The 19,724-nt window shown below is 71.1% G+C and carries 15 protein-coding genes; 12 read left to right on the forward strand and 3 right to left on the reverse strand.

Annotation, left to right across the window (positions count from 1 at the left end; all coding sequences use genetic code 11):
* Positions 1-118: 118 nt before the first annotated feature.
* Together ACZ47G_RS35225 and ACZ47G_RS35230 are read right to left on the reverse strand one after the other, a co-directional pair.
* Entirely contained in the window at positions 119-1,513 is a 1,395-nt protein-coding gene (locus ACZ47G_RS35225; RefSeq protein ID WP_465749821.1) for an aspartate aminotransferase family protein, read from the reverse strand.
* Positions 1,510-1,983 (reverse strand): Lrp/AsnC family transcriptional regulator, encoded by a 474-nt coding sequence (locus tag ACZ47G_RS35230; RefSeq protein ID WP_030306695.1) that lies wholly within the window; start codon positions 1,981-1,983, stop codon positions 1,510-1,512. Before ACZ47G_RS35230 ends, ACZ47G_RS35225 begins: the two co-directional genes overlap by 4 nt.
* Before the next feature lie 268 nt (positions 1,984-2,251).
* Between ACZ47G_RS35230 and ACZ47G_RS35235 the strand changes: the two genes are divergently transcribed.
* The 3 genes from ACZ47G_RS35235 to ACZ47G_RS35245 all read left to right on the forward strand — a co-directional run bounded on the left by ACZ47G_RS35235 (position 2,252) and on the right by ACZ47G_RS35245 (position 6,553).
* A complete protein-coding gene (locus tag ACZ47G_RS35235) occupies positions 2,252-3,727 on the forward strand; it encodes a gamma-aminobutyraldehyde dehydrogenase (RefSeq protein WP_465749823.1) in 1,476 nt (491 codons plus the stop codon).
* Positions 3,728-3,920: 193 nt separating this feature from the next.
* Complete coding sequence (locus tag ACZ47G_RS35240; RefSeq protein ID WP_465749825.1) at positions 3,921-5,279, forward strand: aminotransferase class III-fold pyridoxal phosphate-dependent enzyme; 1,359 nt, start codon at positions 3,921-3,923, stop codon at positions 5,277-5,279.
* A gap of 71 nt (positions 5,280-5,350) precedes the next feature.
* Positions 5,351-6,553, forward strand: coding sequence for a polyamine ABC transporter substrate-binding protein (locus tag ACZ47G_RS35245; protein WP_465749827.1), 1,203 nt, complete (start codon positions 5,351-5,353; stop codon positions 6,551-6,553).
* An 85-nt stretch (positions 6,554-6,638) separates the two neighbouring features.
* On the opposite strand, the gene ACZ47G_RS35250 is transcribed toward ACZ47G_RS35245, so the two are convergent.
* Positions 6,639-8,294 (reverse strand): PucR family transcriptional regulator, encoded by a 1,656-nt coding sequence (locus ACZ47G_RS35250; protein ID WP_465749829.1) that lies wholly within the window; start codon positions 8,292-8,294, stop codon positions 6,639-6,641.
* Between the two features lie 262 nt (positions 8,295-8,556).
* Here ACZ47G_RS35250 and ACZ47G_RS35255 point away from each other — a divergent pair, with 262 nt between their 5' ends.
* From ACZ47G_RS35255 to ACZ47G_RS35295, 9 genes are all read left to right on the forward strand, one after another.
* A complete protein-coding gene (locus ACZ47G_RS35255) occupies positions 8,557-10,068 on the forward strand; it encodes a gamma-aminobutyraldehyde dehydrogenase (RefSeq protein WP_465749831.1) in 1,512 nt (503 codons plus the stop codon).
* Positions 10,069-10,126: 58 nt separating this feature from the next.
* Positions 10,127-11,395: a polyamine ABC transporter substrate-binding protein gene (locus ACZ47G_RS35260; RefSeq protein ID WP_465749833.1), complete on the forward strand. Its 1,269-nt coding sequence runs from the start codon at positions 10,127-10,129 to the stop codon at positions 11,393-11,395.
* A 37-nt stretch (positions 11,396-11,432) separates the two neighbouring features.
* The gene (locus tag ACZ47G_RS35265) at positions 11,433-12,572 is read left to right on the forward strand and encodes an ABC transporter ATP-binding protein (protein ID WP_465749835.1); all 1,140 of its coding nucleotides are present in this window, start codon (positions 11,433-11,435) and stop codon (positions 12,570-12,572) included.
* The gene (locus ACZ47G_RS35270) at positions 12,569-13,498 is read left to right on the forward strand and encodes an ABC transporter permease (RefSeq protein WP_465749837.1); all 930 of its coding nucleotides are present in this window, start codon (positions 12,569-12,571) and stop codon (positions 13,496-13,498) included. Before ACZ47G_RS35265 ends, ACZ47G_RS35270 begins: the two co-directional genes overlap by 4 nt.
* Entirely contained in the window at positions 13,498-14,301 is an 804-nt protein-coding gene (locus tag ACZ47G_RS35275; RefSeq protein WP_380453324.1) for an ABC transporter permease, read from the forward strand. The genes ACZ47G_RS35270 and ACZ47G_RS35275 overlap by 1 nt, the downstream gene beginning before the upstream one ends.
* A gap of 62 nt (positions 14,302-14,363) precedes the next feature.
* Positions 14,364-15,758 (forward strand): NAD(P)/FAD-dependent oxidoreductase, encoded by a 1,395-nt coding sequence (locus tag ACZ47G_RS35280; protein ID WP_465749839.1) that lies wholly within the window; start codon positions 14,364-14,366, stop codon positions 15,756-15,758.
* A gap of 154 nt (positions 15,759-15,912) precedes the next feature.
* Positions 15,913-16,461 (forward strand): hypothetical protein, encoded by a 549-nt coding sequence (locus tag ACZ47G_RS35285; RefSeq protein ID WP_465749841.1) that lies wholly within the window; start codon positions 15,913-15,915, stop codon positions 16,459-16,461.
* Between the two features lie 202 nt (positions 16,462-16,663).
* On the forward strand, positions 16,664-17,491 hold the full coding sequence (locus tag ACZ47G_RS35290; protein WP_465749843.1) for a nucleotidyl transferase AbiEii/AbiGii toxin family protein: 828 nt from the start codon (positions 16,664-16,666) through the stop codon (positions 17,489-17,491).
* Positions 17,492-17,715: 224 nt separating this feature from the next.
* On the forward strand, positions 17,716-19,239 hold the full coding sequence (locus ACZ47G_RS35295) for a CoA-acylating methylmalonate-semialdehyde dehydrogenase (protein ID WP_465749845.1): 1,524 nt from the start codon (positions 17,716-17,718) through the stop codon (positions 19,237-19,239).
* Positions 19,240-19,724 lie beyond the last annotated feature (485 nt).

Below are 19,724 nucleotides of genomic sequence, written 5' to 3' on the forward strand. Positions count from 1 at the left end.
TTCAGGCATGTTTGGTCGTACGACTGTGATGTTCCGTGCCGGTGGTGTGAACGCCGAAGGGCGGCCCCGCGGGAGCGGGACCGCCCTTCGGCGGAGGGTGGGAGGAGGGCTCAGGGGATCAGAGCTTGGCCCACGCGTCGGTGAGGCTGACCCGCAGGATCTGCTCGATCTCGTCGAAGGTCGACTGGTCGGAGATCAGCGGCGGGGCCAGCTGGATGACCGGGTCGCCACGGTCGTCGGCGCGGCAGTACAGGCCGTTGTCGAAGAGCGCCTTCGACAGGAAGCCGTAGAGCACGCGCTCGACCTCGTCGTCGTTGAAGGTCTCCTTGGTGACCTTGTCCTTGACGAGTTCGATGCCGTAGAAGTAGCCGTTGCCGCGGACGTCGCCGACGATCGGCAGGTCGCGCAGCTTGTTCAGGGTGCCGAGGAAGTTCGCCTCGTTGTCCAGCACCTTCTGGTTCAGGCCCTCGCGCTCGAAGATGTCGAGGTTGGCGAGCGCCACGGCCGAGGAGACCGGGTGGCCGGCGAAGGTGTAGCCGTGCAGGAAGGTGTTGTCACCCTTGTAGAACGGCTCGGCGATGCGGTCGGAGATGATCGTGGCGCCGATCGGGGAGTAGCCCGAGGTCATGCCCTTGGCGCAGGTGATCATGTCCGGCACGTAGCCGAACTTGTCGGCGCCGAACATGGTGCCGAGGCGGCCGAAGGCGCAGATGACCTCGTCCGAGACCAGCAGCACGTCGTGGCGGTCGCAGATCTCGCGCAGGCGCTGGAAGTACCCGGGCGGCGGCGGGAAGCAGCCACCGGCGTTCTGCACCGGCTCGACGAAGACGGCGGCGACGGTCTCGGCGCCCTCGTTGAGGATCGCCACCTCGATCTCGTCGGCGCACCAGCGGCCGTAGGCCTCGGGGTCGACCGTGCCGTCGGGGCGCTCCAGGAAGGCCGGGGCGCGGTAGATGTTGGTGTTCGGGGCCTTGTGGGTGCCCGGCACCAGCGGCTCGAACGGGGCCTTCAGGCCCGGCAGGCCGGTGATCGACAGGGCGCCCTGGGGGGTGCCGTGGTAGGCGACGGCACGCGAGATGACCTTGTACTTGGTCGGCTTGCCGATCAGCTTGAAGTACTGCTTGGCCAGCTTCCAGGCGGTCTCGACGGCCTCGCCGCCACCGGTGGAGAAGAAGACCTTGTTGAGGTCGCCCGGGGCGTAGTTGGCCAGGCGCTCGGCCAGCTCGACGGCCTTGGGGTGCGCGTAGCTCCAGATCGGGAAGAACGCGAGTTCCTTGGCCTGCTTTGCGGCGACCTCGGCGAGCTCGGCGCGGCCGTGGCCGGCCTGCACGACGAACAGGCCGGCCAGGCCGTCGATGTACTTCCGGCCCTTGTCGTCCCAGATGTACGTGCCCTCGCCCTTGACGATGGTGGGCACGGGGGAGTTCTCGTACGACGACATGCGGGTGAAGTGCATCCACAGGTGGTCGTAGGCGGTCTTGGAAAGGTCCTTCTGCGCCGGGTCGGCTGTCATCGGGTGCCCCAGGTGTAGGTCTGTTTCCGGAGCTTCAGGTAAACGAAGCTCTCGGTGCTCCGCACGCCGGGAAGCGCGCGGATGCGCTTGTTGATCATTTCGAGCAGGTGCTCGTCGTCCTCGCAGACCAGTTCGGCCAGGAGGTCGAACGAGCCTGCGGTGCAGACGACGTAGTCGACCTCGTCGAGGGCGGCCAGCGCGTCGGCGACGGGTTCGATGTCGCCCTCGACCCGGATGCCGACCATCGCCTGGCGGGTGAAGCCGACGGTGAGCGGGTCCGTGACGGCGACGATCTGCATCACGCCCTGGTCGAGCAGCTTCTGCACGCGCTGCCGTACGGCTGCCTCGGACAGGCCGACGGCCTTGCCGATGGCGGCGTACGGGCGGCGCCCGTCCTCCTGGAGCTGCTCGATGATCGCCTTGGAGGCGGCGTCGAGGGGAACGCTCGCGTTTCGGTCGCGGTTGGCCACGCGGCCACTGTGCCTGATCGTTCCCCTGTTCGCAAGCGTGGAAGCTGCTGATTTCGTCGCGCTTCGGGAAAACGAATGCGGATTTCATCGTGTGCACGGGATCCATCTGTCGATCCCGGCAGTGTTGCGGCTACCCTGGCACGGTACGCGCGCGCCCCGGCAGGGCGGCGCGCGTTCCGCCACCAGTGGACGGCGCCACCCCGGACCCGGCCACTCGGCACCCTTCGTAGGCCGGATCCGCCGACGTACCATGGCGCCGGAATCTGCAATGCCGCAGGCCCAGACCGAGGAGAGACCCGTGAGCGACCTTCGCACGCTGCGCAACTACATCGACGGTGAGTTCGTGGACGCGGCCGACGGCCGCACGCTCGACATCGTCGACCCGACCACCGGCGAGGTGTACGCGACGTCGCCGCTGTCCGGTGCCGCGGACGTGGACGCCGCCATGGCCTCGGCCGCCGCCGCGTTCCCGATCTGGCGCGACGCCACCCCGAGCACCCGGCAGAAGCTGCTGCTCAAGATCGCCGACGCGGTCGAGGCCCGGGCCGACGAGATCGTCGACGCGGAGGTGCGCAACACCGGCAAGCCCCGCGCGCTGACCCTCTCCGAGGAGATCGGCCCGATGGTGGACCAGATCCGCTTCTTCGCCGGTGCCGCCCGCCTGCTGGAGGGCAAGGCCGCCGGGGAGTACATGGACGGGATGACCTCGATCATCCGCCGCGAGCCGGTCGGCGTCTGTGCCCAGGTCGCGCCGTGGAACTACCCGATGATGATGGCGGTCTGGAAGTTCGCCCCGGCGATCGCCGCCGGCAACGCCGTCGTGCTGAAGCCCTCGGACACCACCCCGGCCTCCACCGTGCTGCTGGCCGAGATCATCGGCGGCGTGCTCAAGGAGCTGGACCTGCCGGCCGGCGTCTTCAACGTCATCTGCGGTGACCGCGAGACCGGCAAGCTGATGGTCGAGCACCGGACCCCGGCGATGGCCTCCATCACCGGTTCGGTCCGGGCCGGCATCCAGGTCGCCGAGTCGGCCTCCAAGGACGTCAAGCGCGTCCACCTGGAGCTGGGCGGCAAGGCCCCGGTCGTGGTCTTCGAGGACGCCGACATCGCCGAGGCCGTCGAGGGCATCTCGGTGGCGGGCTACTTCAACGCCGGCCAGGACTGCACCGCCGCCACCCGCGTGCTGGTGCACGAGTCGATCCACGACGCCTTCGTCGAGGCGCTGGCCAAGGCCGCGGCCGAGACCAAGACCGGCGGCGTGGACGACGAGGACGTGCTGTACGGCCCGCTGAACAACGCCAACCAGCTGAAGCAGGTGGCCGGCTTCATCGAGCGGCTGCCCGCCCACGCCAAGGTCGAGGCCGGTGGCCACCGGGTCGGCGACAAGGGCTACTTCTACGCCCCGACCGTCGTCTCCGGCCTGCTCCAGGACGACGAGATCATCCAGAACGAGGTCTTCGGCCCGGTCATCACCGTGCAGAAGTTCACCGACGAGGACCAGGCCGTCGAGTACGCCAACGGCGTCGAGTTCGCGCTGGCCTCCTCGGTGTGGACCAAGGACCACGCCCGCGCCATGCGGATGTCCCGCCGCCTGGACTTCGGCTGCGTCTGGATCAACACCCACATCCCGCTGGTCGCCGAGATGCCGCACGGCGGCTTCAAGAAGTCCGGCTACGGCAAGGACCTGTCGTCCTACGGCTTCGAGGACTACACCCGCGTGAAGCACGTCATGACCGCGATCTAGCGGGTCATGACCGTCGGGCGCTGTATGACCGCGATCTGATCAAGCTGATCAGTGCCGTAGGTCAGACGAACTGACAAGGGGCCCGGGTCTTTTCGACCCGGGCCCTGTCGCTTTGCACCCTGTCGGGGGGCCGGGTGTCCGGCTGACAGGATGAAACTGCACTTCGGGGGCGGCCGGCCCTAGCCTTACCGGCATGAGCATCCCCACCGCTGACTCAGCCGCCGGCCAGGCCGTCAAGGCGGCCGACCGCGCACACGTCTTCCACTCGTGGTCCGCCCAGGCGCTGATCGACCCCCTCGCGGTGGCCGGCGCCGAGGGCTCGTACTTCTGGGACTACGACGGCAACCGCTACCTGGACTTCTCCTCGCAGCTGGTCAACACCAACATCGGCCACCAGCACCCGAAGGTGGTCGCCGCGATCCAGGAGCAGGCGGCCAAGCTCTGCACCATCGCCCCCGGCTTCGCGGTCGAGTCGCGCAGCGAGGCGGCCCGGCTGATCGCCGAGCGCACCCCCGGCGACCTCGACAAGATCTTCTTCACCAACGGCGGCGCCGAGGCGGTCGAGAACGCCATCCGGCTGGCCCGGCTGCACACCGGCCGGCAGAAGGTGCTGTCCACCTACCGCTCGTACCACGGCGCCACCGCCAACGCGATCGCGCTGACCGGCGACCCGCGGCGCTGGGCCAACGAGACCGGCGTCTCCGGCGTGGTGCACTTCTGGGGCCCGTACGCCTACCGCTCCAACTTCCACGCCGAGAACGAGGCGCAGGAGTGCGAGCGCGCGCTGGAGCACCTGGAGCAGGTGATCGCGTTCGAGGGTCCGGGCACGGTCGCGGCGGTCATCCTGGAGACGGTGGTCGGCACCGCCGGCATCCTGATCCCGCCGCCGGGCTACCTGGCCGGGGTGCGGGAGATCTGCGACCGGTACGGGATCGTGTTCATCCTGGACGAGGTGATGGCCGGCTTCGGCCGCACCGGCGAGTGGTTCGCCGCCGACCACTGGGGCGTCGTGCCGGACCTCATGACCTTCGCCAAGGGCGTCAACTCGGGCTACGTCCCGCTGGGCGGCGTGGCGATCAGCACCGAGATCGCCGCGACCTTCGCCGAGCGGCCGTTCCCCGGCGGGCTCACCTACTCCGGGCACCCGCTGGCCTGCGCCTCGGCGGTGGCCACCATCAACGCCATGGCCGAGGAGGGCATCGTCGAGAACGCCCGGCACATCGGCGAGACGGTGCTCGGCCCCGGCCTGCGCGAGCTGGCCGAGCGGCACCCGTCGATCGGTGAGGTGCGCGGCCTGGGCGTGTTCTGGGCGCTGGACCTGGTGAAGGACCGGGAGACCCGCGAACCGCTCGTCCCGTACAACGCCGCGGGTGCCGACAACGCGCCGATGGCCGAGCTGGCCGCGGCCTGCAAGCGGCGCGGGCTCTGGCCGTTCGTCAACATGAACCGCTTCCACGTCGTCCCGCCGTGCACCGTCACCGAGGAGGAGGCCAAGGCCGGCCTCGCGGTGCTGGACGAGGTGCTGTCGCTGACCGACGCGCACACCGTCTGACGTACCTACCAGGACGGCCCCGGGTGCACCCGCGTGCCCCGGGGCCGTCCCACGCTCCGGAAGGCCCCCACATGTCCCGCAGCTCCACCCCGACCCGCCGACCCTCCCACCCGTCCGTGCTGCGCCGGCGGTCCGTCCTCGGCGGGGTCGCGTTGCTCGGCGCCGGCACGCTGTCCGGCTGCGGCATCCCGTCCGCGTACGTCGCCGAGGACCGCCGCTCGGCGCCGGACCGCTCGGAGCACGACAAGCGGCTGAACTTCTCCAACTGGACGCAGTACATCGACACCGACGACCAGGGCCGGCGCCCCACCCTGGACGCCTTCAGCGAGCAGACCGGGATCGCGGTCACCTACACCGAGGACATCAACGACAACGACGAGTTCTTCGGCAAGATCAGCCCGGTGCTCACCCAGGGCGCGGACCCGGGCCGGGACCTGATGGTGATCAGCGACTGGATGGCCGGGCGGTACGTCTCGCTCGGCTGGGTGCAGGCGATGGACCGGGACAACCTGCCCAACGTCACCGCCAACCTGGACCCCCAGCTGGCGAACCCGGTCTTCGACCCGGGGCGCCGGCGCAGCGTGCCCTGGCAGTCCGGGATCACCGGCATCGCGTACAACCGGAAGGCGCTCGGCCGGGAGCTGAAGTCCACCGCCGACCTGTGGGCGCCCGACCTCAAGGGCCGGATCACACTGTTCGCCGGGCTGGACGAGGCGCTCGGGCTGCTGATGCTCTCCCAGGGCGCCGACATCGCGCGGTTCACCGACGACGACGCCCACCGGGCGATGGACCTGGTGCAGAAGATGGTCGACACCGGCCACGTCCGCCGTTTCACCGGCAACGACTACACCAGTGACCTCGCCTCCGGCGCCGCGCTCGCCTGCCAGGCCTACTCCGGTGACGCCGTCCAACTCACCGCCGAGAACCCGGACATCGCCTTCCTGGTGCCGGAGGAGGGCGGCGAGCTGTGGGCGGAGAGCCTGATGATCCCCAACCGGGCCGTGCACAAGCGCAACGCCGAGGCCCTGGTCGACTACTACTACCGGCCCGAGGTGGCCGCCGAACTCGCCGCCGCCGTCCAGTACATCTGCCCGGTACCGGCCGCCCGCGAGGTGCTGGCGGACAGCGGGGACAAGGACAAGGCCGAACTCGCCGAGAACCCGCTGGTGTTCCCGACCGAGGAGATGCGCGCCCGGCTGCACGGCATGCGCGACGTCACCTCGGCCGAGCGGCCGGAGCTGCACAAGGTGTGGGGGCGCATCACCGGGGTCTGAACACCGGGCTCTGAGCACCGGGCTCTGATCACCGGGATGTGAACAGCGCGGTGTGAACAGCGCGGTGGGACGCCGGGTGTGGCGCTCAGCGGCGGACGGCGTCCAGCGCGAGCAGCGCCACGTGCAGGGACAGACAGGACTCCACCTGGTCGAGGTCGACGCCGAGGATCCGCTCGACCTTGTGCAGCCGGTCGTAGAAGGACGGCCGGGACAGGTGGGCGGCGTCGGCCGCCGCCGACTTGTTCCGGCCCTGCTCCAGGTAGATCCGCAGCATCTGCACCAACTGGCCGTTGTGCTCGGCGTCGTGGGCCAGCAGCGGGCCCAACTCCCGCTCCACGTACGTCTGCAGCCGGGCGTCGTCGCGCAGCAGGTGGAGCAGGCCGCGCAGTCGGACGTCCGGCAGCCGGTAGTAGGAGGCGGTCCGGCCCCCGCCGGGCGCGTCGTGCAGGGCCGCGTCGGCGACCTGGGCGGCCTCCAGCAGGGTGCGCCGGGCGTCGCGGACCGAGCCGACCGAGGAGCCGACCGCGACCACGGGGCCCGGGGCGTCGGCGCCCTCCCGGCCGGCCTCGGCGGACATCCGGCGCAGGGTGGCGGAGAAGGAGTCCAGGGCGGCGTGCTCGTCCTGCTGGGTGCCGAGCGCGATCAGCAGGCCGACGCCCTCGTCGTCCAGCGCGCCGACCAGGGCGGAGAGCCGGCAGGCGCGGACCGCGCCTGCGGCCAGCTCGGTGAAGTCGCGCAGCCGGGCCTGCGCCTCCAGCGCGGCCGGGATCGGCCCGCGGCGCTGGCGCAGCACCACGCCGACCAGTCGGCGGCCGTCCAGCGGGACGCCGAGTGCCTGGGCCCGCAGGGCCACCTCGGAGACGGTCAGCGCGTGGGTGAGGATGCCGGAGAGCAGGGTGCGGTGGGTCTGCCGCTCCAGGCTCTCCCGGTCGCGCACCACCAGCCGGTTGAGCGCCAGCGCGGAGGCGCCGCGCTCCAGCAGCATGGCGTGCGGGTGCGCCTCGCCCTCCGGCAGCGGGCCCGGCTCCAGGGCGAGGACCAGCCGGCCCCAGTCCTGGCCGCGGGCGCCGACGGTGGTCACCAGCCAGCCGCTGCGCGGGTCGTGGCCGGTACGGCCGGGCGGGCGGACCCCGCGGGAGCGGCGCTCCCAGTCCTCCAGGAGCTCGGTCTCCGGGCGTCCGGCGGTGTCGTGGGCGAGCACCTGGTGGGCCAGGTTCTCCAGGACCACCGGCGCGCCCGCCATCCGGGCCACCTGGCGGATCACCTCGGGCGGCTCGGCGCCCTCCACCACCAGCTCGTTGAAGACCTGGTGGACCGACTCGGAGATCCGCAGCTGTTCCAGCTGGGAGTTCACCACCAGGGCGTGCACGGCCTCGGTGACGGCGACGAAGCGCACTTCGCGGCGGAGCGTGATCAGCGGCAGTCCGCGCTGCTCGGCGGCGTGCACCAGGGCGCGCGGGAGCGAGTCGAAGTAGCGCCGGCCGAACTCGACCACCAGGCCGGCCACGCCGACCTCGTCGAGGTCGCGGACGTAGCGGGCCAGGCCCTCGCGGTCCTCGGGCAGGGCGATGCCGGTGGTCAGCACCAGCTCGCCGCCCTGCAGCATCCCGGCGACGTCCGGCAGTTCGCTGACGTGGACCCAGCGGACCGGCCGCTCCAGGCGGTCGGCGCCGGCCACGACCTGGGGCAGGCCGCGCCGCATCACCTCCAGGTCGAGGACTCGGGCGACGGTGGGGAGCATCGCGGGCCTCCTGGGGGCCGGGGGAGGGGGTGGGAGGGGCGAGAGGGGAGGGGGCAGAGTGTCAGGAGAATCATCCATCGTCCGAACGACCTGTTGCCCTGCGAGGAGCCTTGCACTCTGTAAGGCCCTTCGTGTCGAGACTGGCGAAGTGACCCTTGTCACGTCAACCCCGCAGTTGGCAAGGTCAGCGGGACCGCAGACCCCCACCGCGGAAGCGTTTCGCCGCAGCGCGGTCGAACCGCGAGCACTTGGAGGAACCCAGATGGACCTGACCGACTTCGGCGCGGGCGCGCAGTACATCGCGGGCCGTCAGGCCCGGGGGAGCGGCGAGCCCTTCCAGGTCGTCAACCCGGCCGACGGCAGCGTGGTCGAGCAGGTCGCGCTGGCCACCACCGGGGACGTGGACGCCGCCGTCGCCGCCGCCCGGGCCGCCCTGCCCGGCTGGTCCTCCGCCACCCCCGGCGCCCGGTCCGAGGCGCTCACCAGGCTGGCCGCCGTCCTGGACGCCGCCGCCGACGAGCTCGCCCGGGTGGAGACCGCGCAGACCGGCAAGCCGGTCAAGCTGGCCACCGAGTTCGACGTCCCCGGCACCGTCGACAACGCCGCGTTCTTCGCCGGCGCCGCCCGCAACCTGGAGGGCAAGGCGGCCGGGGAGTACTCCGGCGACCACACCTCCTACGTACGGCGCGAGGCGATCGGCGTGGTCGGCTCGATCTCGCCGTGGAACTACCCGCTGCAGATGGCCGCCTGGAAGATCCTCCCGGCGATCGCGGCGGGCAACACCATCGTCCTCAAGCCGGCCGAACTGACCCCGCTGACCTCGCTGATGTTCGCCCGGGCCTGCACCGAGGCGGGCATCCCGGACGGCGTGGTCAACGTGGTCACCGGCGCCGGGCGCACGGCGGGCGAGCACCTGGTCTCCCACCCCGATGTCGCGATGGTCTCCTTCACCGGCTCCACCGCCGTCGGCCGGCGGGTCGCCGAACTGGCCACCGCGAGCGTCAAGCGCACCCACCTGGAACTCGGCGGCAAGGCCCCCTTCGTGGTCTTCGACGACGCCGACCTGGACGCCGCGGTGCACGGCGCCGTCGCCGCCTCGCTGATCAACGGCGGCCAGGACTGCACCGCCGCCACCCGCGCCTACGTCCAACGCCCGCTCTACGACGCCTTCGTGGCCGGCGTCGCCGAGCTGTACGCGGCGATCCGGATCGGCGACCCGCGGGACCCGCGCACCGACCTCGGCCCGCTGGTCTCCTACGCCCACCGGGACCGGGTGGCCGGCTTCGTGGAGCGCGCCCGCTCCTACGCCACCGTCGTCACCGGCGGCCCGGCGCCGGCCGAGGGCCACGACGGCTTCGACCTCACCCGCGGCGCCTACCACGCGCCGACCCTGATCACCGGCGCCGCCCAGGACAGCGAGATCGTCCAGGGCGAGGTGTTCGGACCGGTGCTGGTGGTGCTGCCCTTCGACGGCGACGACGAGGGACTGCGGCTGGCCAACGACACCCCGTACGGCCTGGCCGCCTCGGCCTGGACGAGCAACGTGCACCGCTCGCTGCGCGCCACCCGGGAGATCGCCGCCGGGTGCGTCTGGGTCAACGACCACATCCCGATCATCAGTGAGATGCCGCACGGCGGCTACAAGGCGTCCGGCTACGGCAAGGACATGTCGCAGTACTCGCTGGACGAGTACACCCAGGTCAAGCACGTCATGTTCGACACCACCGCGGTGGCCCGCAAGGACTGGCACCGCACCGTCTTCGGAGACAGATAACCCCCCCTCAGACCGGGGTGCTCCCCCACGCACCCCTCTTCCCCAGGAGGCCCGTTCCATGGCGTTCAAGGCGTTCAAGGCGTTCGACGAACTCACCGGCGGTCTGCCCGAACCGGTCCGCAAGGCCTGGGAACGCAGTCTGACCAGCGGCCGGGCCGCGGTCGGCCGCCGCAGCCTGCTGCGCGCCGCCGCCCTGACCGCCGGTGCGGGAACCTTGGCCGCCTGCGGGATCCCGGCGGCCCCCCGAACGACCGGCGACTCGACCGCCAACGCCGCCAAGGACCTCTCGGAGAGCGAGAGGGAGGTCGACTTCTCCAACTGGCCGCTGTACGTCGACACCGACGAGAAGGACAAGGAGAAGCACGGCACCCTGGACGCCTTCACCGCGGCCACCGGCATCAGGGTCAAGTACAACGAGGACGTCAACGACAACGTCGAGTTCTTCGGCAAGGTCAAGCCGCAGCTGGCGGCCGGCCAGGACACCGGCCGCGACCTGGTGGTGCTCACCGACTGGATGGCCGCCCGGCTGATCCGGCTCGGCTGGGCGCAGAAGCTCGACCCGGCGAACGTCACCACCGCGATCACCAACGTCGACGCCCGCTTCCGCGCCCCCGACTGGGACCCGGGCCGGCTCTACACCTACCCCTGGGCCGGCATCCAGACCGTCATCGCGTACAACCGCAAGGCGACGAAGGGCAAGGAGGTCACCAGCGTCTCCCAACTGCTGGACGACCCCGAGCTCAAGGGCCGGGTCACCTTCCTCTCCGAGATGCGCGACAGCGTCGGGATGGTCCTGCTGGACCTGGGCAAGGACCCGGCGAAGCTCACCGCGGACGACTACGACGGCGCGATCGCCCGGCTGCAGAAGGCCGTCGACAACAAGCAGATCCGCCGCTTCACCGGCAACGACTACGGCCAGGAGCTGTCCTCCGGGGACATCGCCGCCTGCGTGGCCTGGGGCGGGGACCTGATCCAACTGCGCGCCGACAACCCGGACATCGAGTTCGTCATCCCGGAGAAGGGCTACCTCGCCTCGACCGACAACATGCTGGTCCCGGCCAAGGCGCGGCACAAGACGAACGCGGAGAAGCTGATCGACTTCTACTATCAGCCGAAGATCGCGGCGCAGCTGGTCGCGGGCATCGGCTACGTCTCCGCCGTCACCGGGATGAAGGAGGAGCTCGCCACCCTCGCCCCGGACAGCGCGGCCAACCCGCTGGTCGTACCCACCCCCGAGATGGCGGCCAAGGCGCACGTGTTCCGCACCCTCACCGAGGCCGAGGAGAGCGACTTCGAGCAGAAGTTCTCCAAGCTCATCGGCGCCTGACCCCCACCCCCGGCCGACAGACCCAGGAAGACACCCCATGACAGACCAGCTGCGCGACACGGCCGGCGGCGACGTCCGCCTCACCGGCATCGGCAAGACCTACGGCTCGTTCACGGCCGTCCACCCGCTCGACCTGACCGTCCCCCAGGGCTCCTTCTTCGCCCTGCTCGGCGCCTCCGGCTGCGGCAAGACCACCACCCTGCGCATGATCGCCGGCCTGGAGGAGCCCACCAGCGGCACCGTCCTGATCGGCGGCCAGGACGTCACCGCGCTGCCCCCGTACAAGCGGCCGGTGAACACCGTCTTCCAGAGCTACGCGCTCTTCCCGCACCTGGACATCTTCGAGAACGTCGCCTTCGGCCTGCGCCGGCGCGGCAAGAAGGACGTCAGGAAGCAGGTGGAGTCCATGCTGGAGCTGGTCGAACTCGGCCAGTACGCCCGGCGCAAGCCGCACCAGCTCTCCGGCGGTCAGCAGCAGCGCGTCGCGGTCGCCCGCGCGCTGATCAACCACCCCCAGGTGCTGCTGCTGGACGAACCGCTCGGCGCCCTCGACCTCAAGCTGCGCCGCCAGATGCAGCTGGAGCTCAAGCGGATCCAGACCGAGGTCGGCATCACCTTCGTGCACGTCACCCACGACCAGGAGGAGGCCATGACCATGGCCGACACCATCGCGGTGATGAACGGCGGCCGGGTCGAGCAACTGGGCGCGCCCGCCGACCTGTACGAGAACCCCGGCACCACCTTCGTGGCCAACTTCCTCGGCCAGTCCAACCTGCTGCCCGCCGAGGTCACCGGCGGCGCGGGCGAGGACCTGCTGCTCACCGTGGCCGGTACCCGGCTCGCGGTGCCGAAGGCCCGCTGCGCCACCGGGGCCAAGCAGGTCCACCTGGGCGTGCGCCCGGAGAAGATCACCATCACCCACGCCGCCGAGGAGGTCGCCGAGGGCCGCAACAGGCTCGCCGGCACCGTCCTCGACTCCAGCTTCATCGGCGTCTCCACCCAGTACGTGGTGCGCACCGACGGCGGCCAGGAGGTCACCGTCTTCGAGCAGAACATGGAGCGCGACGCCCGGATCGTCCCCGGCGCCCCCGTGCTGCTGCACTGGAACCCGGCGCACTCCTTCGCCCTGGACGCCTCGCAGGCGATCGACGCGGGCACCGGGGAGGAGGCCGCGTGACCACCACCACCCCGGCGGCACCGCCACAGGTCGTACCGCTCCCGGAGCCGGAGCGGAAGCCGCGGCGCAAGCTCACCCCGTACTGGCTGCTGCTGCCCGGCATCGCCTGGCTGGTCGTCTTCTTCGCCGTGCCGATGCTGTACCAGGGGTCCACCTCGCTGCAGACCGGGTCGCTCGAAGAGGGCTTCAAGGTCACCTGGCACTTCTCGACCTACTGGGACGCCCTGGTCGAGTACAAGTGGCACTTCGTCCGCTCGTTCTCCTACGCGGCCATCGCCACCGTGCTCTGCCTGGCCATCGGCTACCCGCTGGCGTACACCATCGCCTTCAAGGCGAACCGGCGCTGGCGCAACGTCATCCTGATCCTGGTCATCGCGCCGTTCTTCACCAGCTTCCTGATCCGCACGCTGGCCTGGAAGACCATCCTGTCCGACGGCGGGCCGGTGGTCGGCGCGCTCAACACCCTGCACGTCCTGGACGTGACCAACGCGGTCGGGCTCACCTCCGGGGACCGGGTGCTCGCCACCCCGCTCGCCGTGGTCTGCGGCCTGACGTACAACTTCCTGCCGTTCATGATCCTGCCGCTGTACACCTCGCTGGAGCGGATCGACCCCCGGCTGCACGAGGCGGCCGGCGACCTCTACGCCCGGCCGTTCACCACCTTCCGCAAGGTCACCTTCCCGATCTCGCTGCCGGGCGTGGTCGCGGGCACCCTGCTCACCTTCATCCCGGCCTCCGGCGACTACATCAACGCCCAGCTGCTGGGCTCGCCCAGCGAGCAGATGGTCGGCAACGGCATCCAGAAGCAGTTCCTGAACGTGCTCGACTACCCCACGGCCGCCGCGCTGAGCTTCATCCTGATGGCCCTGATCCTGGGCATGGTGACGGTCTACATGCGCAAGGCCGGGACGGAGGAACTGGTCTGATGTCCCGCATCCTGAAGTGGGTCCGCGCCCACCTGGTGGTGCTGGCCGGGCTGCTCGCCCTGGCCTACCTGGTGCTGCCCAACCTGGTCGTGCTGGCCTTCTCGTTCAACAAGCCGGTCGGCAAGTTCAACTACGAGTGGAACGAGTTCTCCACCGACGCCTGGACCAACCCCTGCGGCGTGGCCGACATGTGCCAGTCGCTCTCGCTCAGCCTGCAGATCGCGGTGCTCGCCACCATCGGCGCCACCGTGCTCGGCACCATGGTCGCCTTCGCGCTGGCCCGCTACCGCTTCCGCGGCCGCTCGGCCACCACCGCGATGATCTTCCTGCCGATGGCCATGCCCGAGGTGGTCATGGCCGCCTCGCTGGGGACGCTCTTCCTCAACATGCGCATCCCCTTCGGCTTCACCACCATCCTCATCGCCCACGTCATGTTCTGCCTCAGCTTCGTGGTGACGGCCGTCAAGGCGCGCGTGATGAGCATGGACCCGAGGCTCGAACAGGCCGCCCAGGACCTCTACGCGACCCCCGTCCAGACCTTCCTGAGGGTCACCCTCCCGCTGGCGGCCCCCGGCATCGCCGCCGGCGCGCTGCTCAGCTTCGCGCTCTCCTTCGACGACTTCATCATCACCCAGTTCAACTCGGGCCCGACCACGGTCACCTTCCCGATGTTCGTCTGGGGCGCCTCGCAGCGCGGCATCCCGGTGCAGGTGAACGTCATCGGCACCGCGATGTTCGTCGCCGCGGTCGCGCTGACCGTGGCCGGCCAGTGGCTCGGCAACCGTCGAAAGGCCACCGCCTGACCTACGGTCGGTCAGCGGTGGCCCGAACACGTCCTCTATCCGTAGAAAGTGGCTGATAATGCATGGACTCCGCCCGCGCGCTCAGTGACGCCAGGCCCACCCCCTTCTGGCTGGAGGATCCCGGCCGGCCGCAGCCGCTGCCCGCCCTGGTCGGCGACACCAGCTGCGACCTGCTGGTCGTCGGCGGCGGCTACTCCGGCCTGTGGACCGCCCTCATCGCCAAGGAACGCGACCCCGCACTGGACGTCGTCCTGGTCGAGGGCAACGAGGTCGGGTGGGCCGCGTCCGGGCGCAACGGCGGATTCTGCGCCGCCAGCCTCACCCACGGCTTCGGCAACGGCCTGGAGCGCTGGCCCGGCGAACTCGGCCGACTGGAACGCCTCGGCGCCGCCAACCTGGACGCCATCGAGGCCGCCCTCAAGCGCTACGGCATCGACGCCGAATGGGAGCGCACCGGCGAGATCGACGTCGCCACCCAGCCCCACCAGGTCGAGGAACTCCACGAGGTCGCCGAGGCCGTCGCCCGCTACGGCTTCGACCTCACCGTCCTGGACGCCGACCAGCTGCGCGCCGAGGTGAACTCGCCGACCTTCCTCGGCGGCCTCTGGGACAAGGACGGCGTGGCGATGGTCCACCCCGCCAAGCTCGCCTGGGGCCTCAAGGACGCCTGCCTGGGCCAGGGCGTCCGGATCTTCGAGCACACCCGGGCCACCGAGCTGCGGGAGCACGGCAGCGGCATGGCCGCCCGCACCCCGTACGGCCGGGTCTTCGCCCGCAAGGTCGCGCTCGGCACCAACGTGTTCCCGTCCCTGCTCAAGCGCGTCCGTCCGTACGTCGTGCCGGTGTACGACTACGCGCTGATGACCGAGCCGCTCAATGACGAGCAGCTCGCCGCGATCGGCTGGCGCGGCCGGCAGGGCCTCGGCGACAGCGCCAACAAGTTCCACTACTTCCGGCTCTCCGCCGACAACCGGATCCTGTGGGGCGGCTACGACGCCGTCTACCACTACGGCGGCCACGTCCGGCACGAGTACGACCAGCGACCGGAGACCTTCCGCACCCTGGCCAACCACTTCTTCCACTGCTTCCCGCAGCTGGAGGGGCTGCGCTTCACCAACGCCTGGGGCGGCGCCATCGACACCTGCAGCCGGTTCTCGGCGTTCTTCGACACCGCCTACCGGGGCAAGGTCGCCTACGCCGTCGGCTACACCGGGCTCGGCGTCGGCGCCACCCGCTTCGGCGCCGAGGTGATGCTCGACCTGCTCGCCGGCGAGCGCACCGAACGCACCGAGCTGGACATGGTGCGCTCCAAGCCGCTGCCGTTCCCGCCCGAACCGGTGCGCTGGGCCGGGATCGAGATCACCACCCGCTCGCTGGAGCGCGCCGACCGCAACGGCGGCCACCGCAACCTCTGGCTGCGCACCCTCGACCGGCTGGGGCTCGGCTTCGACAGCTGAACCGTCGGCCGCCGCCGGCCACCGCTGGGTACTGGCGGGTACGTGCCCGTGACCCGTGTAAGAGGGACCCGCCGTCCGCCTCTCCTTGGTGACGGCGGGTCTCGTGATCCCGCCGCGCCCGACCAGCACGAACGGCGAGAAGCGGGGACACGACATGGAGAGCACCGGACTGCACTGGCTCGCGCAGGTGGCAGCGGACCCGGAGGACTTCCGGGAGCAGTGGGAACGCAGCGGGCTGGGCCTGGTGCTGCTACCGGCCGGGCGCCGATGGGACGTCCTCGCCGTCCCGGGGCCGCTCGGGCGGGCCGCCCTGGACGTGCTGGGCGGCCTGCACGGCGGCTCCGGCGGGCCGGGCGTCGGTCCCGGCCCCGGTTCGGCCACCGGTTCGGCCTCCGCTCCTGCCTTCGGTTCGGGCCTCGGTTCGGGCCTCGGTTCGGGCCTCGGGGCGGGCCTCGGTCCGGTCCTCGCCGACTTCGGCGATGAGCACGTCAGCTTCCTGATGCCGGTCGGCACCGCCGCCCGCTGGGTCGGCACCGGAGTGCGCTGCGCGGGGGAGGGCACCTGGATCGTCGTCCCGCACCCCGGGCGGAGCAGCCGGGGCGTGCGCTGGCTGGTGCCGCCCGACGGCTCCGGGCGGCTCAACGACCCGGTGCTGCTGGAGCTGGCCCTGCACGAGGCGGCGGCAGGGCTCGGGGGCTGGTAGCGCGGGGCGGCCCGCGCCGACGGGATCATGACGGGATCACGGGCGGTGGCGTGAGGTCGTCGACGGCGGCTCTGTGGTTCTCGGCGGCTCTGCGGTGCTCGGCGACGGCGTGTGGTGCTTGGCGACGGCGTGTGGTGCTTGGCGACGGCGTGTGGTTCTCGGCGGCAGCGCGCGGGGCGGGTGGTCGGGTCAGACTGGAGGCGTGACCACCGCCCCGCACGCCGTCGACGCGTCCCTCCGACCTGGCCCCGCCCAGCTGCGGCTGGCCGCCCTCGCCGGGCCCGTCTGCGTCCGGTACGGCCTGGCGCTGGCCGGCGGGCACGCGCTGCGCGCCCACGGTGTCGCCGCCTGCCCGCAGGACGGGCTCACCCTGGCCACCGGCGGGGCCGACCTGCCGGAGGTGGCCGCCGCGCTGGCCGAGGCGTACCGCGCGGCCGGCGGCGTGGCCGTCGAGCGACCCGGAACGCCGCGACTGGAACAGCTGACCGTACGGCTGGCGCTGGGCGGGCGGTCGCACTCGGTGGAACTGCGGAAGGAGCCGCTCGGCCACCGGCCGGTCCGGCTGGACTTCGGCGTTCCGGAGGCGGGCCCCGGCGTTCCGGAGGCGGGCCCCGGCGCTCCGGAGGCGGACCGCGGGGTGACGGAGCCGGGCGAGCCGCCGGTGGTCCTGCCGGTGGTCGCCCTGGAGGACGCGGCGGCGCTCACCACCGCGCTGCTGGTCGACCGGGGCATGCCACGCGACCTGATCGACGTGCACGCCCTCACCCGCAACTACCGTGAGGGTGAGCTACTCGCACTGGCAGCGGAGTTGGACCCGGACTTCCAGCCGGGCGCGCTCGCCGACCGGCTGGAGACGCTGGCCGAGGCGGCGGACGGCCGGTTCCGCGCCCGGGGCGTCGAGGCGGCGGCGGTGGACGGGCTCAAGCGGTGGGCGCTCGCCTGGGCGCAGGACCTCCGGCTCGACCTGCTGGAGACCCAGGAGGCGCCGGACGGGCTGCACGACCCGTATCTGGAGGACGAGGAGTCCTGAGCCGGCTGCCGCCCCGCCTCGCGCGTTCGGCGTAGCGACCGGACGACCTGTAAGGCTGAATCCGCGATCCCCGTCAGCCTGTTCGTTGAGCCGTGCCCCGGTGGCCACCAGACTGGGAGATGAGCGCGGTAGCCCCGTGAATTTCCGTCGCCCGGCCCTCTCTCGGGCGGCGCCAGACCGGACCGGTGGCAGGACGCCGCCCGGGACTTCGGAGGCAGACGGACTTGAGCAAGCACATCACTCACTGGATCGGCGGTCAGCCGGTCGCCACCGCCGGTGCGGCGCCCCGCCGCGGCGACATCTTCGACCCGGCCACCGGCCAGGTCGCCGGCCAGGTGGACTTCGCCGGGATCGCCGAGGTCGACCAGGCCGTGGCAGCGGCCGCCTCGGCCTTCGCCGAGTGGCGCACGGCGTCGGTGGCCAGGCGGAGCACGGTGCTCTTCGCCTTCCGCGAGCTGCTGAACGCCCGCCGTGACGAGCTGGCCGCGATCATCGTGTCCGAGCACGGCAAGGTGCACTCGGACGCGCTCGGCGAGATCGCCCGCGGCCTGGAGGTCGTCGAGTACGCCTGCGGCATCCCGCAGCTGATCAAGGGCGGCTTCACCGAGCAGGCCTCCACCGGCATCGACGTCTACTCGATCCGCCAGCCGCTCGGCCCGGTCGCGATCATCTCGCCGTTCAACTTCCCGGCCATGGTGCCGATGTGGTTCTTCCCGATCGCCATCGCGGCGGGCAACACCGTCGTGCTGAAGCCCTCGGAGAAGGACCCGTCCGCGGCCAACTTCCTGGCCGGGCTGTGGAAGGAGGCCGGGCTGCCGGACGGCGTCTTCAACGTCGTGCACGGCGACAAGGTGGCCGTCGACCGTCTGCTGGAGCACCCGGACATCAAGTCCGTCAGCTTCGTCGGCTCCACCCCGATCGCCCGCTACGTCTACGAGACCGGTACCCGGTACGGCAAGCGCGTGCAGGCCCTCGGCGGCGCCAAGAACCACATGCTGGTGCTGCCCGACGCCGACCTCGACCTCGCCGCCGACGCGGCCGTCAACGCCGGCTTCGGCGCGGCCGGCGAGCGCTGCATGGCCGTCTCCGTCCTGGTCGCCGTCGACCCGATCGGTGACGAGCTGGTCGACAAGATCAAGCAGCGGATCGCCACCCTGAAGGTCGGCCCCGGCTGCAACGGCGACTCCGAGATGGGCCCGCTGGTCACCGGCCAGCACCGCGACAAGGTCACCTCCTACGTCGAGTCCGGCGTCGCCGACGGCGCCGAGCTCGCGGTGGACGGCCGCAAGCACCCGGTCACCGCCGAGGACAGGAACGGCGCCCCGACCTCGGACGGCTTCTGGCTCGGCCCGACGCTGTTCGACCACGTGAAGCCCGGCATGTCCGTCTACAACGACGAGATCTTCGGCCCGGTCCTCTCCGTCGTGCGCGTCGCCTCCTACGACGAGGGCCTGGCGCTCATCAACGCCAACCCGTACGGCAACGGGACCGCCCTCTTCACCAACGACGGCGGCGCGGCCCGGCGCTTCCAGTTCGAGGTGGAGGTCGGCATGGTCGGCATCAACGTGCCGATCCCGGTGCCGGTCGCCTACTACTCCTTCGGCGGCTGGAAGGCCTCGCTGTTCGGTGACGCCCACGCGTACGGCCCGGACGGCGTGCAGTTCTTCACCCGCGGCAAGGCCGTGACCCAGCGCTGGCTGGACCCGTCCCACGGCGGCATCAACCTCGGCTTCCCCACCAACAGCTGAGCCAGCCGACTCCAGCAGGCCGGACCCCTCTCCCTGGGGCCCGGCCTGCCCCCTTTTGCAGGTCGTTTGCATCCGGACGCAGATGCGCGTACAGTTCTTCGAGCTGCCTGGCAGGGAGCACCGGACACGCGTGAGCGCGGACGGTCCCGCGGCAGCCAATCCCTTGAAACACCACTTCCGGTTCGTACCGGTCGTTTCGCTTTTCGCGTTGCGGCCTGGTGCTTATTCGGCGTGCGCTTTTTATCGGATTGCGGCTGGATTCGCTTTTCGGAGCGGGGATCGGCTAGAGTTTGAAACGTCGGACAGGGCGTCAAGCCCCGGAAGACACCGGCGAGTTGGATGAACGAAGCCCCGGAAACGGAGCGGAAAACATCTGATAAGCTGGAAACGCGAAAGAACGAAGCGCCCGGAGGGCCCGCTGGAAGGCGGCTCGAAGGAAGCGTCCGTTCCTTGAGAACTCAACAGCGTGCCAAAAGTCAACGCCA

Source organism: Kitasatospora sp. NPDC030952 (assembly GCF_055571335.1).